Source organism: Roseateles sp. P1_C1_2, assembly GCF_056406535.1.
The window spans coordinates 123,399-141,920 of the sequence record NZ_JBFUAB010000011.1 but is presented as its reverse complement, the minus strand read 5'-3'; the positions used below and the strand labels follow the sequence as shown (position 1 = coordinate 141,920).

At 70.1% G+C, this 18,522-nt stretch carries 22 protein-coding genes; 16 read left to right on the top strand and 6 right to left on the bottom strand.

Annotated elements, in window-relative coordinates:
- Window positions 1-24 precede the first annotated feature (24 nt).
- Window positions 25-609 carry a LysE family translocator gene (locus AC1D2H_RS12785; protein WP_477930038.1) on the bottom strand — a complete coding sequence of 195 codons (585 nt, stop codon included), beginning with the start codon at window positions 607-609 and terminating at the stop codon, window positions 25-27.
- Window positions 610-705: 96 nt separating this feature from the next.
- Here AC1D2H_RS12785 and AC1D2H_RS12780 point away from each other — a divergent pair, with 96 nt between their 5' ends.
- From AC1D2H_RS12780 to AC1D2H_RS12750, 7 genes are all read left to right on the top strand, one after another.
- Window positions 706-1,917, top strand: a complete 1,212-nt coding sequence (locus tag AC1D2H_RS12780) for a PQQ-dependent sugar dehydrogenase (RefSeq protein ID WP_477930036.1) — start codon at window positions 706-708, stop codon at window positions 1,915-1,917.
- A 3-nt stretch (window positions 1,918-1,920) separates the two neighbouring features.
- On the top strand, window positions 1,921-3,132 hold the full coding sequence (locus AC1D2H_RS12775) for a helix-turn-helix domain-containing protein (protein ID WP_477930034.1): 1,212 nt from the start codon (window positions 1,921-1,923) through the stop codon (window positions 3,130-3,132).
- A gap of 34 nt (window positions 3,133-3,166) precedes the next feature.
- Window positions 3,167-3,811 carry a Vgb family protein gene (locus AC1D2H_RS12770; RefSeq protein ID WP_478011207.1) on the top strand — a complete coding sequence of 215 codons (645 nt, stop codon included), beginning with the start codon at window positions 3,167-3,169 and terminating at the stop codon, window positions 3,809-3,811.
- An 80-nt stretch (window positions 3,812-3,891) separates the two neighbouring features.
- Window positions 3,892-4,653: a DUF899 domain-containing protein gene (locus AC1D2H_RS12765; RefSeq protein ID WP_478011206.1), complete on the top strand. Its 762-nt coding sequence runs from the start codon at window positions 3,892-3,894 to the stop codon at window positions 4,651-4,653.
- Window positions 4,654-4,788: 135 nt separating this feature from the next.
- Window positions 4,789-5,337, top strand: a complete 549-nt coding sequence (locus AC1D2H_RS12760; protein ID WP_478011205.1) for a hypothetical protein — start codon at window positions 4,789-4,791, stop codon at window positions 5,335-5,337.
- Window positions 5,294-6,217, top strand: coding sequence for a serine O-acetyltransferase EpsC (gene epsC, locus AC1D2H_RS12755; protein ID WP_478011204.1), 924 nt, complete (start codon window positions 5,294-5,296; stop codon window positions 6,215-6,217). Before AC1D2H_RS12760 ends, epsC begins: the two co-directional genes overlap by 44 nt.
- A gap of 36 nt (window positions 6,218-6,253) precedes the next feature.
- Window positions 6,254-6,646, top strand: coding sequence for a YybH family protein (locus tag AC1D2H_RS12750; protein ID WP_478011203.1), 393 nt, complete (start codon window positions 6,254-6,256; stop codon window positions 6,644-6,646).
- On the opposite strand, the gene AC1D2H_RS12745 is transcribed toward AC1D2H_RS12750, so the two are convergent.
- Window positions 6,643-7,875, bottom strand: a complete 1,233-nt coding sequence (locus AC1D2H_RS12745) for a potassium/proton antiporter (RefSeq protein ID WP_478011201.1) — start codon at window positions 7,873-7,875, stop codon at window positions 6,643-6,645. The genes AC1D2H_RS12750 and AC1D2H_RS12745 overlap by 4 nt on opposite strands.
- 5 nt (window positions 7,876-7,880) lie before the next feature.
- The gene (locus AC1D2H_RS12740) at window positions 7,881-9,017 is read right to left on the bottom strand and encodes a mechanosensitive ion channel family protein (protein ID WP_478011200.1); all 1,137 of its coding nucleotides are present in this window, start codon (window positions 9,015-9,017) and stop codon (window positions 7,881-7,883) included.
- Window positions 9,018-9,226: 209 nt separating this feature from the next.
- Between AC1D2H_RS12740 and AC1D2H_RS12735 the strand changes: the two genes are divergently transcribed.
- From AC1D2H_RS12735 to AC1D2H_RS12695, 9 genes are all read left to right on the top strand, one after another.
- On the top strand, window positions 9,227-9,532 hold the full coding sequence (locus AC1D2H_RS12735) for a DUF2789 family protein (protein WP_478011199.1): 306 nt from the start codon (window positions 9,227-9,229) through the stop codon (window positions 9,530-9,532).
- Window positions 9,529-10,503 carry an extracellular catalytic domain type 1 short-chain-length polyhydroxyalkanoate depolymerase gene (locus AC1D2H_RS12730; RefSeq protein ID WP_478011198.1) on the top strand — a complete coding sequence of 325 codons (975 nt, stop codon included), beginning with the start codon at window positions 9,529-9,531 and terminating at the stop codon, window positions 10,501-10,503. The genes AC1D2H_RS12735 and AC1D2H_RS12730 overlap by 4 nt, the downstream gene beginning before the upstream one ends.
- 43 nt (window positions 10,504-10,546) lie before the next feature.
- Window positions 10,547-10,870: an ArsR/SmtB family transcription factor gene (locus tag AC1D2H_RS12725; RefSeq protein WP_478011197.1), complete on the top strand. Its 324-nt coding sequence runs from the start codon at window positions 10,547-10,549 to the stop codon at window positions 10,868-10,870.
- 7 nt (window positions 10,871-10,877) lie between these two features.
- Entirely contained in the window at window positions 10,878-11,381 is a 504-nt protein-coding gene (locus AC1D2H_RS12720) for an arsenate reductase ArsC (RefSeq protein WP_477930014.1), read from the top strand.
- On the top strand, window positions 11,378-12,049 hold the full coding sequence (locus AC1D2H_RS12715; protein WP_478011196.1) for an aquaporin: 672 nt from the start codon (window positions 11,378-11,380) through the stop codon (window positions 12,047-12,049). Before AC1D2H_RS12720 ends, AC1D2H_RS12715 begins: the two co-directional genes overlap by 4 nt.
- 115 nt (window positions 12,050-12,164) lie before the next feature.
- Window positions 12,165-12,656 carry a MarR family winged helix-turn-helix transcriptional regulator gene (locus AC1D2H_RS12710; RefSeq protein WP_478011195.1) on the top strand — a complete coding sequence of 164 codons (492 nt, stop codon included), beginning with the start codon at window positions 12,165-12,167 and terminating at the stop codon, window positions 12,654-12,656.
- Window positions 12,647-14,461, top strand: coding sequence for an arsenic resistance N-acetyltransferase ArsN2 (gene arsN2, locus AC1D2H_RS12705; RefSeq protein ID WP_478011194.1), 1,815 nt, complete (start codon window positions 12,647-12,649; stop codon window positions 14,459-14,461). Before AC1D2H_RS12710 ends, arsN2 begins: the two co-directional genes overlap by 10 nt.
- A gap of 2 nt (window positions 14,462-14,463) precedes the next feature.
- Window positions 14,464-15,651, top strand: coding sequence for an MFS transporter (locus AC1D2H_RS12700; RefSeq protein ID WP_478011193.1), 1,188 nt, complete (start codon window positions 14,464-14,466; stop codon window positions 15,649-15,651).
- Window positions 15,648-16,184 (top strand): arsinothricin resistance N-acetyltransferase ArsN1 family B, encoded by a 537-nt coding sequence (locus AC1D2H_RS12695; RefSeq protein WP_478011192.1) that lies wholly within the window; start codon window positions 15,648-15,650, stop codon window positions 16,182-16,184. Before AC1D2H_RS12700 ends, AC1D2H_RS12695 begins: the two co-directional genes overlap by 4 nt.
- On the opposite strand, the gene AC1D2H_RS12690 is transcribed toward AC1D2H_RS12695, so the two are convergent.
- The 3 genes from AC1D2H_RS12690 to AC1D2H_RS12680 are packed head-to-tail and all read right to left on the bottom strand — an operon-like array spanning window position 16,168 to window position 18,439.
- A complete protein-coding gene (locus tag AC1D2H_RS12690) occupies window positions 16,168-17,697 on the bottom strand; it encodes a tryptophan halogenase family protein (RefSeq protein ID WP_478011191.1) in 1,530 nt (509 codons plus the stop codon). The genes AC1D2H_RS12695 and AC1D2H_RS12690 overlap by 17 nt on opposite strands.
- On the bottom strand, window positions 17,694-18,191 hold the full coding sequence (locus AC1D2H_RS12685) for a PIN domain-containing protein (RefSeq protein WP_478011190.1): 498 nt from the start codon (window positions 18,189-18,191) through the stop codon (window positions 17,694-17,696). Before AC1D2H_RS12685 ends, AC1D2H_RS12690 begins: the two co-directional genes overlap by 4 nt.
- Window positions 18,191-18,439 (bottom strand): type II toxin-antitoxin system Phd/YefM family antitoxin, encoded by a 249-nt coding sequence (locus tag AC1D2H_RS12680; RefSeq protein ID WP_477929999.1) that lies wholly within the window; start codon window positions 18,437-18,439, stop codon window positions 18,191-18,193. The genes AC1D2H_RS12685 and AC1D2H_RS12680 overlap by 1 nt, the downstream gene beginning before the upstream one ends.
- Window positions 18,440-18,522 lie beyond the last annotated feature (83 nt).

The window sequence follows — 18,522 nt, the reverse complement described above, 5'->3', positions numbered from 1 at the left end:
CGATTCTCGCAGTGCTATCAGGCCCTACCGCATCAAAAGGAGGGCAAGCACGGCGAGGGAGACGGCCATCATCGTATTGAACACCCGCCGCCGCGCCGGGCTGGACAGGAAGCGCCCGATGCCGACGCCAAACAGCGCCCACATCGAGATGCAGGGAAAGCCGATGACCGCGCCGACGAGGCTGACGAAGAGCGCACCCGACGCCACGCTCCACTGCGTCGGCATGAATACCGACGCGATCGTCACCGCCTTCACCCAGCTCTTGGGGTTCACCGCCTGGAAGAGGGCCGCCTGCGAGAACTTCAGGCGCTCGGGCGGCCTGTCGGTCGCCGCCGGCGCGACCGCCAGCTTCCACGCCAGCCACAGCATGTAGAAGGTGCCGGCAAGCTTCAGTGCCTCATGCAGCACCGGCCAGGCGACGAACAGCGCGCCCAGGCCCATGCAGGTGACAAAGGTCTGCACCGCCCCGCCGGTGTTGATGCCCAGGATGGCCGGCAGCGTGCGCCGGTAGCCGTAGTGGGCGCCGTTGGCCACCAGCATCATGTTGTTCGGCCCCGGCGTGCCGGACATCAGGGCGCAATAGACCAGCAGGGGCAGCATCTCGTTCATGCCGGCATTGCAACGGCCGGCGGCGGTGGCGTGAAGCTACAGCACGGGGCACCGTGCGGCGTGCTGTATCAACGCGAGCACCGACACAATGAGCCCATGACCGCCCTCATCCGCCACGCCATCTGCGCCCTGGCCGCTCTGCTGAGCGCATCCGCTTGGGGCCAGCCGCCTGCCTACCGCACGCAAGGCCAATGCGACGGCCTGCCTGCCATCACGTCGCTGCAGGTCGCGCCCGAGTTCTGCCTGGCACTGGCCGCCTCCAACTTGGGCCGCCCGCGCGGCGTGCTGGCGCTGGGGCCCAACCACCTGCTCGTCACCGACATGGGCAACTGGAACCCCGGTCGTGGCCGCCTGCTCGAGCTGAAGCGCGAGCCGGGCAAGCCCTTCAAGGTCACGGTGCTGCTGAAGGGGCTGGATCGCCCGCATGGCCTGCGCAAGGACGCCGAAGGCCGGGTGCTGCTGGCCGAGACGCACCGCATCAGCCTGGTCGACATGAACCTGGCGCGGCTGCGGCCGATCATCACCGACCTGCCCGCCCAGGGGCGCCACCCGCTGAAGTCCTTCGCCGTCGATGCGGCCGGCGAATTCTTCGTCAACGTCGGCGCGCCGAGTGACCACTGCGAGGCCTTTGACGGCGTCGAGGCGGGCAGCGACAAGGGCTGCCCGCAGACCGGCGGCAAGGCGCCCTATGCAGCGGTCTGGAAGTTCACGCGCGGGCAGGGCGTCGCGCCGTCCTGGGAAGGCAAACCCTTTGCCTGGGGCCTGCGCAACTCCGTCGGCCTGGCCGTCCACCCCGACTCCGGTGAACTCTGGCAGGCCGAGAACAGCCGCGACACCCTGCCCGGCGACAAGTACGACAAGGCCGCGCCGCCCGACGAGCTGAACCGCGTCGAGGCCGGCAAGCACCATGGCTGGCCGCATTGCACCGGCACCGACGTACTGGACCGCAGCTACGGCGCCAGCAGTTGCCAGGACTTCACCGCGCCGGTGAAGCTGATACCGGCCCATGCCGCGCCGCTGGGCATGCTGTTCTACAAGAACGGCGGTCCGGCGAAATGGCAGGGCAGCCTCGTCATGGCATGGCACGGCTACCAGCCGAGCGGCCACCGCCTGATGGCCTGGCGCTTTGACGGCAAGAAGCACCAGCCCGTGGGCGAGCCGCTGCCGCTGATCGAAGGCTGGAATGCGCTGACGGGCAAACACCCCACGGGCGCGCCCACCGACGTCGACCAGGATGGCGATGGCCGGCTCTGGATCACCGAGGACCGCAACGGCGACCTGCTGCTGCTCGCGCCCAAGGCCAAGTAGACCGTGGACTCGCTGATCTCCGCCGCCGCCCGCGCCCTGGCCGCGGGTGACGCGCTGGCCGCCCTCAAGCGCGTGGCCCTGCGCGAGGACCCGCCGGCCCTGGCCCTGCGCGGCATCGCGATGGCCCAACTCGGCGAGCACGCCCGCGCTCGTGAATTGCTGAAACGCGCGGCACAAGGCTTTGGCACGCAGGAGGCGCTGGCGCAGGCGCGCTGCGTCGTCGCCGAGGCCGAGGTGGCGCTGGCGATGCGCGACTTCAGCGCCGCGCCGCGCGCGCTGGAGGCGGCCATGGTCACGCTCGAAGCCCGAGGCGACCCCACGAATGCGCTGCAGGCCCGGCTGATCGCGGTGCGGCGTCAGTTGCTGCTGGGCCGCCTCGACGCGGCCGGGGACTTGCTCGCACCGCTGGACGGCCAGGCCCTGCCGCCGCTGCCGGCCGCCGTGGCCGCCCTGGCTTCGGCCGAACTGGCGCTGCGCTCGCTGCGCATGCCCGAGGTGCACGCCGCCCTTGCTCGCGGCCGCGCCGCTGCCGCCCGCAGCGGCGTGCCGGCGCTGCAGGCCGAGGTGGCCGACGCGAGTGCGGTGCTGGACCGCACAGCTGCGCGCCGCCTGCGCGATGGGCAATGGCAGCCGCTGCGCCTGCCCGAGGTGGCCGCGCTGATGGACTCGGGCATCCTGGTCGTCGATGCCTGCCGCCACGCGCTGACTGCCACGGAACTGCGAGTGCCGCTGGCCCGCCGGCCCATCCTGTTCACGCTGTTGCGGGCGCTTGCCGAGGCCTGGCCGGCCGAGGCCGAGCGCGACACGCTGATCGAGCGCGCTTTTCGCATCCGCGAGGTCGACGAAACCCATCGAGCACGGCTGCGCGTCGAGATCGGGCGGCTGCGTGCCCTGGTCAAGTCCGTCGCCGGCATCGAGGCGACCTCACGCGGCTTCGCGCTGCGCGCGCCGGACGTGGCCGTGCTGGCGCCCCCGGTCGATGGCGAGGCCAGCGAGTTGCTGGCCCTGCTGTCCGACGGCGCGGCCTGGTCCACCTCGGCCCTGGCCCTGGCCCTGGATGCCAGCCAGCGCACCGTGCAGCGCGAGCTGGCCGAGCTGGAGGCCGCGGGCCGCGTGCGCGCCATCGGCCAGACCCGCTCGCGGCGCTGGCTGGCGCCGCCGCTGACCGGATTCACGACGATCTTGTTACTCCCCGCCGCGCTGCAGCTTGGCTAAGGTTCGCCCATAGCCAGCCAATAGGAGCAACCAGATGAGCATCCCCACCCAGCCCGCCGAGATCGTGCGCGAATACGGCCCCTTCGAAGGCGGCAAGAGCATCGCCGGCGTCACCCACGACGGCCAGCGCGTCTGGGCCGCCACCGGCACCGCCCTGGTCGCCTTCGACCCCGCCAGCGGCGAGGCCCAGCAGCGCATCGAGCGCCCCTGCGACGCCGGCACCGCCTTTGACGGCCGCTACCTCTACCAGCTCGCCGAAGCCCGCATCGACAAGATCGACCCCGCCACCGGCAGCGTCGTCGCCTCCATTCCGGCACCCGGCCAGGGCGGCGACTCGGGCATGGCCTGGGCCGAGGGCAGCCTGTGGGTGGGCCAGCACCGCGGCCGCAAGATCCACCAGATCGACCCCGCCACCGGCGCCATCCAGCGCACCATCGAATCCAACCGCTTCGTGACGGGCGTGACCTGGGTCGACGGCGAGCTCTGGCATGGCACCTGGGAAGACGACGCCAGCGAGATCCGCCGCATCGACCCCAGCGACGGCAGCGTGCTCGAAAGCCTGCAGATGCCCCCGGGCACCAATGTCAGCGGCCTCGAATCCGACGGTGCCGACCTCTTCTATGCCGGCGGCGGCGGCACCGGAAAAGTCCGCGCCGTGCGCCGGCCCAAGCGCGCCTAACCCCTGATTCCCCTGAGCAGCACCGCACCCGAGCCCGGGTGGAGCCGCTGCATTGCCTTCGCCAACCCAAGGAGTCTTTGATGAACGCCCCTCTCCCCCACCCCGTCGTCACCCGCGATCTCTGGATCGCCGAGCGCAAGAACCTGCTCGCCCAGGAAAAGGAGCTGACCCAGCTGCGCGACCGCGTCGCCCAGGAACGCCGCGCCCTCCCCTGGGTACGCCTGGACGACAGCGCCTACGTCTTCGACACGCCGGACGGCCCGCGCAAGCTCAGCGAACTCTTCCAGGGCCGGCGCCAGCTGCTGGTGCAGCACTTCATGCTCGCCCCCGGCTGGGAGCAGGGCTGCAAGAGCTGCTCCTTCATGGCCGACCACCTCGACAGCATGGCGCCCCACCTGGCCCAGCGCGACATCACGCTGCTGGCGGTGTCGCGCGCGCCGCTGGCCGAGATCGAGGCCTTCAAGCGACGCATGGGCTGGCAGTTCGCCTGGGCCTCGTCCAACGGCAATGACTTCAACCGCGACTTCCACGTCAGCTTCACGCCGGCGGACCGCGTCGACGGCGAGGTCTATTACAACTTCCACATGACGCCCTTCCCGCAGGAGGAGGCGCCCGGCATCAGCATCTTCTGCAAGGACGACGACGGCCAGGTCTTCCACACCTACTCGACCTTCGGCCGCGGCGTGGAAGTGATGATGGGCACCTACAACCTCATCGACCTGACGCCCAAGGGCCGCGACGAGGCGGGCCTGCGTTACACGATGGAGTGGGTGAGGCATCACGACCGCTACGAGAACCTGGCCCAACCCGCGGCGGCGGCCTGCTGCGGCGGCCAATCGTGAAGCCCCTCGCCCAAGGATTTGCTTGGTCGGTCCCCCGAGGGGACGGCGATGCTTGCGGCATCGGGCCGCAAGCACATCGCCGGAGCGGGCCGGCTAGGGAGCGGCCCGGCGCTCGGCCCGAAGGCGGACGCTGACATGGATATCTGGCCCTGGCTGGCCCTGGCCGGCGCGGGAGCGCTGCACGGCCTGAACCCGGCCACCGGCTGGGGACTGGCCGCCTGTGCGCAGGACACACGCCGCGCCTTGCTGCCGATCGCGCTCGGGCATGCCGCCGCCGTCGGCGGCGTGGCGGTGCTGGTGGCCCTGGGCGGGTCAATGGGCGGCTGGCAGCTGCTGTGCGGCCTGCTGTTGCTGCTGGCGCTGGCGCTGCGCCATGCCAAGGCCGGGATGGCACTGTGGTCCTGCCTGGTAGCCAGCGCCCATGGCAGCGGCATGATGCTGGTGCCGGCCCTGGTGCCCATCTGCCTGAGCGCCTCGCCGGCCAAGGAGATCACCGCCTCGGGCTCACTGCTGCTGGCGCTGGCGGCGGTGGCCGTGCACATGGCTGCCATGCTGGCCGTGACGGCAGCCCTGGCCCTCGTGGGGAGAAGGTGGATTTCTATACTGACCGCCCTTGCCCACCGCCTGCGCGGCGCCCGCCATGACCCAAGCCTCCACTCCTCCGTCAACGTCCGCGCCCGGTGATGAACTGCAGGCAGTCGTCGAGGCCCTGCGCAACGAACGCAGGCGCTGGCGCGACGCACACCGCCGCGGCGGCGACGGCCGCGAACTGCCGTCGCGCGAACTGCTGGCCGGCATGGTGCAGTGCCTGTCGGGCGCGCTGTTCCCGATGCGCCTGGGGCCGCCGACGCTGCAGCCCGAGCACGAGGACTTCTATGTCGGCCACACCCTCGGCGCGGCCATGACGACGCTGCGCCAGCAAGCCGCGCTGGAGCTGCGCCACGACGCCCGCCAGCGGGGTGACGACACGCCCAGCCAGGATGCCGCTGAGCTGGCCACGCGCTTCCTGCGCACCCTGCCCGGCGTGCGCGTGCTGCTGGACAGCGACGTGCTCGCCGCCTACCAGGGCGACCCGGCCGCACGCAGCGTGGACGAGGTGCTGCTCTGCTACCCCGGCGTGCGCGCGCTCATCAGCCACCGCCTGGCACATGAGCTCTACAAGCTCGGCCTGCCGCTGATCTCGCGCGTCATCGCCGAGCTGGCCCATGCCGACACCGGCATCGACATCCACCCCGGCGCCACGATAGGCAGCGGCTGTTTCATCGACCACGGCACCGGTGTCGTCATCGGCGAGACGGCCGTCATCGGCGAGCGGGTGCGCATTTATCAAAACGTGACGCTGGGCGCCAAGAGCTTCCCCACCGACGGCGACGGCAACCTTGTCAAGGGCCAGCCGCGCCACCCCATCGTCGAGGACGAGGCCGTCATCTACGCCGGCGCCACCGTGCTGGGCCGCGTCACCATCGGCCGCGGCGCCGTCATCGGCGGCAATGTCTGGCTGACGCGCAGCGTGGCAGCGGGCAGCCTGGTCACGCAGGCGGACTCGCTGGCCGGCACAACCTGAAACAGTGGGCAGCGCCTCGAGGGCTAAGGTGTCGCCATGAACAGCGATGAACGAGAGATTCGCGACCTCGTGGCGATCTGGATGAGTGCGACGCGCGATGGTGACGTGAACACGGTGCTCGGTCTGATGACGGACGATGCCGTCTTCTTGATACCGGGCCGCGCCCCCATGACGCGGACCGATTTCGCCAAGGCCGCCGAAGGCCAGGCCCGCGGCAAGGCGCCCAGGTTCGATGGGCACAGCGAGATCCTGGAAGTGCAGGTCATGGGCGACTGGGCCTTCATGCGCAGCCGCCTCAGCGTCACCGCCACACCGCCCGACGGTTCGCCGCCGACACGCCGCGAAGGCCACACGCTGACGCTGCTGCGCAAGGACGGCGGCCGGTGGAAGCTGGCGCGTGACGCCAACCTGCTGGCGCCCGTCGGCTAGCGCTGGCGCTGATCGAGCCCCAGCCAGCGTGCCAGCGGCGCCAGCGTCGGCCCCTGCACCAGCAGCGACAGCAGCACGACGACGAAGGCCACGTCGAAGAAGCGCCAGCCATTCGGCAGACCGGCCAGCACCGGGTAGGTGGCCAGCACGATGGGCACGGCGCCGCGCAGGCCCGACCAGGCGACGAAGCATTGCGAGCGCCAGCCAAAGCCCAGCGGCGCCAGGCACAGCACCACCGCGGCGGGCCGTGCAATCAGCATCAGACCGGCAGCCAGCAGCAGAGCCGGGCCGATCAGGCGCAAGACCTCATGCGGCGTGACGAGCAGGCCCAGCAGCAGGAACAGCACCGCCTGGGCCAGCCAGGTGTAGCCGTTCAGCCCGGGCAGGCTCATCGTCGCGACGCGCTCGGCGCGGTGGCGCACCAGCAGCCCGGCCACGTAGACGGCCAGGAAGCCCGAGCCGCCGCAGCGGTTGGTGACGGCAAAAAGCAGAAAGCCCAGCGCTGCCATCAGCAGCGCGGCCAGACCGTCGTGGTCGTCGGTGATGGGCAGCTTGCCCACCCACCAGGCAGCCAGCAGGCCGCCCAGGCCACCCGCCAGCAACCCCAGACCGAGCTGTTCGCCCAGCAGGGGCAGCAGGTCGAGCAGGCTGCTCACCTGTGCGCCTCCGGCTTGGCCGAAGGGTGTCAGCCAGGTGATCAGGCCGATGGTCAGCACCATGGCCATGGGATCGTTCAGCGCCGACTCGACCTCGATGGTGGCCGCCAGGCGCGGTTCCAGGTTCAACTTGCTCGCGCTGAACTGTGCAAACACGGCGGAAGCATCGGTGGACGACACGGCTGCGCCCAGCAGCAGGCCCTCGGTCCAGGGCATGTCCAGCACCAGCCTGGCGATGCCCGCGACGATGCCGGCCGTGATGGCCACGCCCACCGTGGCCAGCAGGCTGGCCGGCAGCATGGCGCGGCGCACTTCGCTCCAGCGCGTGCGCAGGCCACCGTCGAACAGGATCAGCGCCAGGGCCAGGTTGCCGACATTGACGGCCAGGCGGTGGTCGTCGAAGGGCAGGCCCAGCGGCCCGTCCACGCCGGTCAGCATGCCGACCGCCATGAAGATGAGCAGATGCGACAGACCCAGGCGGTGGGTGTAGAGGGCGCCGGCGATGGCGACGAGAACGAGCGCCGCAACGGCCGCCGTCAGCAACTCGGGGCCGGCGGCTGCGCTGTGGATCACGGGCTTCAGCCGGCGGCGGCGGGCACGATGTCGGGTGCGTCAGGCGTTGAGCCCTTGCGCGCCGCCGGTGCTGGCGCCTGCAAACCGACGACATTGACTGTGTTGGTCGCGAACGCGAGGCGGATGCCGCGCTGCTGCAGCTCGCGCATCAGCGCGAGGTTCAACATCTGCTGGTGGTCCATATAGACGTCGTAGCTCGGGTCCTTGACGCGGTAGACCACCTCGAAGTTCAGCGAGCTCTCGCCAAAGCCCTTGAAGTGGGCGCGCACCAGTTCGAGCTTGGGGTCGGCCTCGATCAGGGCCTTGACCAGCGGCGGCACGGCGGCGGCGTCATCGGCGGACGCATCGGACGTGATGCCAAAGGTGAAGGCCACGCGACGCGTCTGCAGGCGCTTGAAGTTGGCCACCGTGCGTTTGAGCAGCTCGGCGTTGGACATGACGATCTGCTCGCCGCCCAGGCTGCGGATTCGCGTCGTCTTCAGGCCGACGCGCTCCACCGTGCCGGTCACATCGCCGACGGTGATGGAGTCACCCACCTCGAAGGGCTTGTCCACGGCGATGGCCAGGGACGCGAACAGGTCGCTGAGGATGTTCTGCACGGCCAGCGCCAGCGCGATGCCGCCGATGCCCAGGGACGCGACGAAGGCCGTGATGTTGACGCCGAGGTTGGACAGCACGGCCAGCACCACGACGACCCACAGAGCGCCCCGCAGGCCCCAGCTGAGCAGCGTGGCCGAGGCCGACAGCGCGGCGGTGCCGCCATGGCGCTGCTGCTGGGCGGTGAGCACCTGGGCCACCGCCTGCTGGGCCCACAGGCCGAGCTGCAGGGCCACGACGGCGAACCACAGCTGCGACACGCGGTCGTGCCAGCGGTCGTCCAGCGGCAGCATGTTGAGGCCCACGAGCAGACCGACCACCCAGATCAGCGCGCCATTGGTGCGCTCCAGCACGCTGACGAGGCCGTCGTCCAGCGTGCTGCTGGTGCGCTGCGACAGCTTGCGCAGCCGCTGCACGACGAAGCGCAGGCCGAGCTTGATGACGACGATGGTCAGGGCGCCGGCCAGCACGGCAGGCAGCACTTCGGTCCAGCCCACGTCGGGCCATGCGGCCTGCATGCGTTCAACGAAATCATTCCAGGTCATCGTCGACCTCCATTGAATCTGCTCATTCCCTGACGCTAGGCGACTGCAGCCCGCGAGTCTGTCGGCCGGCGGCAGCCAGGGCTGTGGGCCTTGGCTGACAGGGCCGCCAGGCACTGACGGCGCGTCGGCTGACACCGGCGTGGAGCGTCGCCATCTAAGGTCTGAGTCTCAACAGTCCCGCCGTGAAACCCTTTGAAAGAGGATGTGCCATGGACACCACCACCCACCATGACCTGCCTGCGCTGTTCTGCCAGCTCGGCCTGCCGGATTCGCCCGACGAAATCAGGCAATTCATCCGCCTGCACCGGCCACTGCCGCAGACGCTCAACCTGTCGGAGGCGCCGTTCTGGAATGCCAGCCAGGTCGCCTTCATCCGCGAACAGTGGCAGCAGGACGATGGCGACTGGTGTGGCCAGATCGACCAGCTGAACGCCGCGCTGCGCGAGCACCCGGACCCGTCGGAGCTGGAGCAGGCGGACTGCACGCTGAACCCGAGCCATCCGGATTGCCAATGAGGCAACCGTCCTGGGCAGCGCTGCTGAATCGCAACGCCGCGCTGCTCCGACAGGCCGCCAAGCCGCTGCGCGAAAGCCGCCGGCCGCCAGCCGGCGCGGGCAGCTGGTTGATGGGCCTGGTGATGGCGGCCGACGGGCCGCGCCGCTACTACCTGTACCGGCCGCCGGGCGTGCGCTTCGGCGAGCGGCTGCCGCTGCTGGTCATGCTGCATGGCTGCCACCAGGACGCCAAGAGCTTTGCGGCCAGCACACGCATGAATGCGGTCGCCACGCGCGAGCGCTTCCTGGTGCTGTATCCGGAGCAGCCCCGGCTGTGCAACCCCCAGGGCTGCTGGAACTGGTTCGACACCCAGTCGGGCCGCGCCTTTGCCGAAGCCGCCTGGATCATGAAGGCCGTCGACCAGGTCTGCATGCTCTACGCGGCCGACCGCGAGCGCGTGGCCGTGGCCGGGCTGTCGGCCGGCGCCAGCATGGCGGCCCTGCTGGCCACGCGTTATCCGCAGCGCTTCAAGGCACTGGTCATGCATTCCGGTGTCCCGCCAGGCACGGCCAGTTCGCCGGTGTCGGCCGTCGTCGCGATGCAGGGGCGGCGCCAGCCGGACACGCCGGTCACCGTGCCGCTGGACTGGCCGCCGTTGATGGTCATCCATGGTGACGCCGACAGCGTCGTGTCGGCCCGCAACGCCGGCGCTGCCGCGCTGATGTGGTCCGAGGCGGCCGGCGCGCGCGAGGGCGAGCCGCAGCAGCAAAAGCGCGGCGCGCGCTACCCGATGACGGTGACCCACTACAAGCGCGCGAGCCAATTGGTCGCGACGCTGGTGGAGATCGACCGCCTGGGACATGCTTGGAGCGGCGGCGCCGCGCGCCAGCGCTTCAGCGATGCCAACGGACCGGATGCGTCGCGCATGATCTGGCGCTTCGTCTCACGGCAGTTCGAGACTCACCCGTCCAGCACTCGTTCCCTGCGCTGAGTGGTGCTTGCGTCCACATCCATTATTCGATAATAATGGAATTATGGATGAACAACTCGTCGTCAAAGCCCTCGCCGCGCTGGCACAGCCCATGCGCCTGCAGGTGTTCCGCGCCCTCGTCGTCGTCGGCGACGCGGGCCTGACGCCCGGCGCCATCCAGGAAGGTCTGGGCGTGGCGCCGGCCACGTTGTCCTTCCATCTGAAGGAACTGGTCAACGCCGGCCTGGTGACCCAGGAGCGCGCCAGCCGCAACCTGATCTACCGCGCCCACTACGAGCAGATGAATTCACTGCTGGGCTATCTGACCGAGAACTGCTGCCAGGGCGCCGCCTGCGCCGTGCCGAGCGGCACGGCATCCTGCTGCTGAGATCACCATGACCACCCACGTCCTCATCCTGTGCACCCACAACTCCGCGCGCAGCGTCCTCGGCGAAGGCATGCTCAACCACTGGGCGAAGAAGCTCGGTCGCGACGTGCAGGCCCACAGTGCCGGCAGCGCCCCGAGTGGCCGCATCAATCCTTTCGCCCTCGAGGCGCTGCAGAACGCCGGCGTCGACACGGCGGGTTACCGCAGCAAGAGCTGGGACGAGTTCAGCCAGGACGGCGCGCCGCCCTTGTCCATCGTCATCACCGTCTGCGACAGCGCGGCGGCCGAACAATGCCCAGTGTTCTTTGGCGGCAATGGCCAGCCCGTGAAGGTGCACTGGGGCTACCCGGACCCGTCCAACGCGGAAGGCGGTGATGAAGGCAAGCGCCGCGCCTTCGAACTGACGCGCCAGGCCATCGGCTACCGCATGCTGCAGCTGCTTCAGCTGCCTTTGGCCACGCTGAGCAGGGCCGAGCTGCAGCAGGCCCTCGTCGGGATCTCGCAAGCATGAGCCTGCCCCGCCAACTCTTCGCCGAAGGCCTGGGCACGGCCGGGCTGCTGGCTGTCGTCATCGGGTCGGGCGTCATGGCCGACCGCCTGTCGGGCGGCAATGTCGCCCTCGCGCTGCTGGCCAACACGCTGGCCACCGTCGGCGGCCTGTATGTGCTGATCGAGGTCTTCGGTCCCGTCAGCGGCGCCCACTTCAATCCGGCGGTCAGTGCGGTCATGGCCTGGCGCGGCGAGCTGTCGGTGTCGGCCCTGCTGCCCTATGTCGCCGCGCAACTGATGGGCGCGATGCTGGGCGCCTGGCTGGCGCACGCGATGTTCGACATGAGCGTGCTGCAGTTCTCGACCAAGCTGCGCACCGGCACGGGCCAGTGGATCGCGGAAGGGGTCGCGACCTTCGGCCTGGTGCTCGTCATCCTGCGCGCGCCGGGCTCGCGCGTGGCGGCCATGGTGGCGGCCTACATCGGCGCGGCCTACTGGTTCACCGCGTCGACCTCCTTCGCCAACCCGGCCGCCGTGTTCGGCCGCATGTTCAGCGACAGCTTCGCCGGCATCGCGCCGGCCAGCGCGCCGGGCTTTGTCATCGCCGAACTGATGGGTGCCGCGTTGGCGGTGGCGGTCAACCGCGTGCTGTCCAGCGCCACCGAGGTGACGAGCCGACACGCGGCCTGACCGTGACCTGAACGTGCGGGGCCTCGAGCCCCGCCTTTTTGACCGATGTAGTTGCTATTGACAACGAGTAATAGGGGCCTGAACATGCGACCAGATAGTTGCTACACACATCCAAATGACCGAGTCCGCCCCCGGCAGCCTGTTGCGCGAAGTGGCGCGTCTGTACACCCGCGCCCAGCGCGTCGTGGCCGACTGCTGCCGCACCACCAGCACGCAGTGCCATCTGTTGACCGAGCTGGGGCGCTCCGGGCCACTGCCCTTGTCGGAACTCGGCACACGGGTCAGCCTGGAGAAGAGCTGGGTGTCGCGTGCCGTGGRGGCCATGGCAGCCCGTGGTTGGGTGAGCAAGGAGCCGAACCCGCTCGACGCAAGGAGCTGGCTCGTCACGCTCACCGCCGACGGCGAGCGCACCGTCCGTGAGCTGAACCAGACCCTCGACGACCACGCCCAGCAGCTGCTGGCGTCCTTGAGCGAGCGCGAGCGCGCCGCCGTCGAGACCTCTTTGCTGACGCTCCTGAAGGCCTTGCGCGAAGACCCGGCCGCGACCTGCTGCCTGCCGCCCCAAGCCCTGAGGGAGCCCACCCAGGATTCCAAATCATGCTGTTGAACGACACCCTCTCCCTGCGCCAGGCCGGCGCCGCCGACTGGCCGGCCGTTGAAGCCCTGCTGCTGGCGAACAAGCTGCCCACCGAGGGCGCACAGGGCCATCTGTCCACCTATCTGCTCGCCACACAGGGCGGTGAAGTCGTCGGCTGCGCCGGCGCCGAGGTGTATGGCCATGTCGCCGGAACCATCGCGCTCGTGCGCTCAGTGGCGATAGCGCCCGGGCTGCACAAGCAGGGCATCGGCCGGCTGCTCGTCGAGCGGCTGCTGCAGGAAGCCCGTTCGCGAGACATCGCGGCTCTGTACCTGCTGACGGTGACGGCGCCCGAGTACTTTGCGCAATACGGCTTCAAGCGCATGAAGATCGAAGACGTGCCGGCGGCGCTCAAGGCCTCGGCCGAATTCCAGGGCGCCTGCCCGGCCTGCGCGGCGCTGATGACGCTGGTGCTGCGCGAGGCGCCCGTTGCCGACGGCGCGTTGCCGGTCGCCGTGCTCGGCGCCGGTCCGGTCGGCCTGGCGGCTGTCGCTCAGTTGATCGAACGAGGCCTGCCCTTCGTCGCGCTGGAGGCCGGTGCGGTGGTCGGCGCGAATCTCGTCGACTACGGCCATGTGCAGCTGTTCTCGCCCTGGCAGTTCGACGTCGACGCCGCGATGGCACGCCTGCTGGCGCCCACCGGCTGGACGGCGCCACCGGCGGCCGAGCTGCCCCAGGCCGGCGAGGTGGTCGAGCGAGTGCTCAAGCCGTTTGCCGCCCTGCCGCAGGTGGCCACGTCGTTGAAGCTGGGCGCACGCGTCGTGGCCGTCAGCCGCGAGGGCTTTGACAAGGTCAAGAGCGCCGGCCGCGATCAAGCCGCTTTCCTCGTGCGCTATGAGCAGCACGGCCAGTTGCACGAACTGCGCGCCCGCGCCGTCATCGACGCGACGGGCACCTGGAACCAACCCAACCCGGTCGGCGCCAACGGCCTGCAGGCCATCGGCGAAGCCGAGGCGCGGGCGCAGATCTTCTACGGCATCCCCGACGTGATGGGCGCGCTGCGCGAGCGCTACGAAGGCCGCCGCACCCTCGTCGTCGGCGCCGGCCACTCGGCGGCCAACGCGCTGCTGTCGCTGGCCGAACTGGCCCGGCAGTCGCCCGGCACGCAGCTGGCCTGGGCGGTGCGTGCACCGTCACTGCAGCGCGTGTTCGGTGGCGGCGATACGGACGCCTTGCCCGCCCGCGGCGCACTGGGTGCGTCGCTGCGCCGGCTGCGTGACGGCGGCACGCTGGAGTTCTTCAGCGGCCTGCGCATCACGCGCATCGAGGGCATGGGCGGGCAGCTGCGCGTGCACGGGCTGGATGCGCAGCAGCAGCCCGTGGTCGTCGACGGCATCGACGAGATCGTCTGCGCGACCGGCCAGCGGCCCGACCTGGCCCTCACCAGCGAGCTGCGCCTGAAGCTCGATCCGTGGCTGGAATCGACCGAGGCGCTGGGCCCGCTGATCGATCCCAATCTGCACAGCTGCGGCACGGTGCGCCCGCATGGCCACCGCGAGCTGGCCCACCCGGAGCCGGGCTTCTACACGCTGGGCGTCAAGAGCTATGGCCGCGCCCCCACCTTCCTGATGGCCACCGGCTTCGAGCAGGCGCGCTCGGTGGTTGCCGCCATCGCGGGCGACCTGATGGCGGCGGATCGCGTCGAGCTGGAGCTGCCGGAGACGGGTGTCTGCTCGGCCCCCGTCGATGCGCCAAAGAAGGGTTGCGGACCGAGCGGCTGCGCACCCCGGCCCGCCGTCGAAGCAGAACCGCGGGCCTCCCGCTGCTGCGGCTGACGATGGGCAACAGCCGCGTCCGCGTCGTCACCACACTGGGCATCGCCCAGACCCTGGCCTGGGCTTCGTCCTATTACCTGCCGGCCCTGCTGGCGCGGCCGATGGCGGCCGAACTGGGCGTGGACGAACCCACCGTGTTCGCGGCCTTCTCGGTGGCCCTGGTCGTGTCGGCCCTGGTGGGGCCGCATTCGGGTCGGCGCATCGACCGCTGGGGCGGCCGGTCGGTGCTGATGGCCACCAGCGGCCTGTTCGCACTGGGCCTGGCCTCCATGGCCCTGGCCAGCGGCCCCAGGGGTCTGTTCGCGGCCTGGCTGGTGATGGGCGTCGCGATGGGCGGCGGGTTGTATGAAGCGGCGTTCGCATCGCTGGTGCGGCTTTACGGCCAGGAAGCGCGCGGCCCCATCACCGGCATCACCTTGATCGCCGGCTTTGCGAGCACGGTGGGCTGGCCGCTGACGGCGGCGCTGGAGCACGCCTTCGGCTGGCGCGGCGCCTGCTGGGCCTGGGCGGGGCTGCACCTCCTCATCGGCCTGCCGCTCAATGCCTGGCTGCCGCGGGCAACGCCGCCATTGGCAGCAACGCCCGCCGGCGCGGCGGCTGCGGTCGACACCAAACCGCCCGCTATGACGGCGGCGCTGCTGGCCTGGGTGTTCGCGGTCAGCTGGTTCATCAGCACGGCCATGGCCGCTCATCTGCCGCGGCTGCTGGCTGCAGTGGGCGCGGCGCCCACGGCTGTCATCCTCGTCAGCGCCCTCGTCGGGCCTGCCCAGGTCGCCGGGCGTCTGCTGGAGTTCGGCCTGCTGAGGCATCTGCATCCGCTGCATTCCGCCCGCGCCGCGGCCTTGATGCACCCGCTCGGCGCTGCCCTGCTGGCGCTGCTGGGCGCGCCGGCCGTCGCCGCCTTTGCGCTGCTGCATGGCGCGGGCAACGGCATCCTGACGATTGCCAAGGGCACGCTGCCGCTGGCGCTGTTCGGCGCGCAAGGCTATGGGCAGCGACAGGGCCTGCTGGTGCTGCCCGCGCGCCTGGCGCAGGCGCTGTCGCCCTGGCTGTTCGGCCTGCTGCTGGCCGGTTTCGGCACGCGCGTGCTGTGGTTTTCCGCCGCCCTGGGCCTGAGCGCGCTGGCGGCCCTGCTGCTGATCCGGGCGCCGGCCCGCACCTTTCCTGAACCCGTGGAGACGCCCCCTTGAAGATCCGCACCGCCACCTCCGACGACGCCGCGGCCGTCGCCGCCATCTACGGCCCCATCGTGCAGCACACGACGATCTCCTTCGAGACCGAGCCACCCGATGCGGCCGAGATGCGCTCGCGCATCGAGAAGACGCTGCCCGCCCTGCCGTGGCTGGTGGCCGAGGACACCGAGGGCGCCGTCTGCGGCTATGCCTACGCCAGCAAGCACCGCGAGCGCGCCGCCTATCAATGGTCGGTCGACACCACCGTCTATGTGCGCGAGGACGCGCGCGGCCAGGGCGTGGGCCGGGCGCTGTACGGGAAGCTGCTGCCGCTGCTGGCCGAGCTGGGCTACTACCAGGCCTTCGCCGGTGTCGCACTGCCGAACGCGGGCAGCGTGGGCCTGCACGAGGCGGTGGGCTTCGAGCCCTTGGGGGTCTATCGCAACGTCGGTTTCAAGAACGGCGAGTGGCGCGACGTGGGCTGGTGGCAGAAGTCGCTCAGGCCGCTGGACACGCCCTCGGCACTGCAGGCCTTCAGCGCCCCGCGTTGATCTGCTGGATCAGCGCCCGGTGGCTGGGCAGGTCGGCGATGGCGCGGTCGGCAAAACGCTGGATCTTGGCGAACAGCTTGTCGGCGTCCGCCATCTGCGGGAAGTCGCTGCGGCCGGCGCTGAGGTCGGTCCCGAAGCCCATGCCGTAGAGGACGTACTGGTAGTTGAAGAAGGCGAAGGTCTCGGTGTCGAGCACGAAGTCGAAGCGGCCCGGCGGGCGCAGCCGCCATTCCTCCAGCAGGCCGGCCAGGCGGTCCGGGATGGTGGAAGGCTGGGCGTTGTCGCGCCAGAAGGGTTCCTGGCGCTGGCTCAGGCAGTAATGCAGCTTCAGGAAGTTGATGATGTTCTCGAAGCGCGCCGTCATCAGCTCGTTGAAGCGCCGCGCCGGCGCGTGGATGGGGCCGCTGTGCGGCAGCATCTCGGCGATCATGCCGACGGCCGCTTCGATGAGGACCAGGCCGGTGGCCTCCAGCGGCTCCAGGAAGCCGGCCGACAGTCCGACGGCGATGCAGTTCTTCACCCACTGCTGCTCGCGATAGCCGGGCGTGAAGGGGATGCTGCGCACGCCCAGGTCTTCGTGGCCGGCGCCGCAGTAGGCGCGCAGGATGTCGGCGGCGCGGTCGTCGCTGAGGTGGTCGCTGGAGTAGACGCAGCCGATGCCGCGCGCACCGTTCAGGCCGATCTCCCACAGCCAGCCGGCCTCGTGGGCGGTGGCGATGGTGCTGCTCTCCATCGTCGCGTTGGCATCCAGCGGCACCTTGCAGGCCAGGGCGCGGTCGACGAAGAGCTGGTGGCGGACGGACTTGAAGTTCGAGCCCAGGGCCCGGCCGATCAACTCGGCGCGGAAGCCCGTGCAGTCGATATAAAGCTCCGCCTCGAAGCGGCCCTGCTGGGCGGTGTCGAGGTGGGCGATGGAGCCCGTTGCATCCAGCGACACGTCCGTCACCGTGCCCTGCACATGGCGCACACCGAGTTCGCGGGCGCGCTCGGCCAGCAGCTTGGCGAGCTTCAGCGCATCGAAGTGATAGGCGTAGTTCAGCGGCGCCGCATAGGGCGCCTCGCCGGCCCGCTTGGGTGCGCGATGCGCCTCGGCGACGCGCACCTGCAGCGTCATGGCCTCGGCGAAGGGCATGCGCCCGGCCTCGTCCTGCAGCAGCCAGTAGGGCACCAGGTTGAGGTCCTCCGTGTAGAAGGGCGCCTCGAAGGGATGGAAGAACTGCTGATGCTGGCCCGCCGTGGGCGTGCGCGCCCAGTCGACGAAGCGGATGCCCTGCTTCAGCGTCGCCGAGGTCTCGCGGATGAAGCGCGCCTCGTCGATGCCGAGGAATTGCAGCGTGCTGCGGATGGTGGGGAAGGTGCCTTCGCCGACGCCGACGCTGCTGATGTCGGGCGACTCCAGCACGGTCACTTCGAGATGGGGGCGCTCGGACAGCTTCAGGGCCTTGGCCAGGTAGGCAGCGGTCAGCCAGCCGGCGGTGCCGCCGCCGACGATGAGGATGCGTCGCTTGTTCATGCTCTCGTATAGAGGTTCTTCAGCCACTGGTGGCCGGTCTGGGCACCGTGGGCCCAGTCCTCGTCCTCTTCGCTGGGCTGGGCGATATAGCCGGAGGGGTTGAGCAGCTTGACGCGGCCGACGCGGAAGGCCGACACGCGATGCGTGACGAAGGTCAGGCCATGCTCCAACGCCGTCGCAGCCAGCAGACCGTCGCGCGTGTTGGCATAGGGCAGTTGGGCGCGGCGGCGCACGATGGCCGCGTCCACCGGCAGCACACGGCCTTCGAAGGCAGGCAGCACGCGGTTGTCGATCCAGTCCCGCACGACCAGGCCGGCAGCACGGTCCTTGCGGCCGAGGCGAGCGGCGGCGTTCTCGATCTCCAGCAGGTTCAGCGCCGACATGAAGAGTTTTTGCCGCGGCAGGCCGGCGGCCCAGGCGGCCAAGCCCGCATCGGACTGGCCGGCCTTGGCCTTGCGCAGTTCCAGGACGATGCCGGTGTCGAGCAGGAACATCAGAGGCTTTCCCTGTGATCCCAGGCACCGTCCGCCGCCGCATCGGCCGCGTCGATGGCCAGCGTCTCGGGCATGGCCAGCAGCTCCAGGATGCTCTCGCCCTCGCCGCTCAGGCGGCGGTACTCGCCGATGCTCATCAGCACATGGGTGGGCTGGCCGCGGTCGGTGATCAGCACCGGCTCGACTTGGGCGGCCCGCTTGGCGAGGCTGACGTCGCGGTTGAACTCGCGGCTGGTGAGGAGCTTCATGGCGTTGCCAATGTACCTACGTACCTTCAATCGCGCAATTGGGATGTAGGTACATAGGCTCGGATCGGTTCAACCCAATGGAC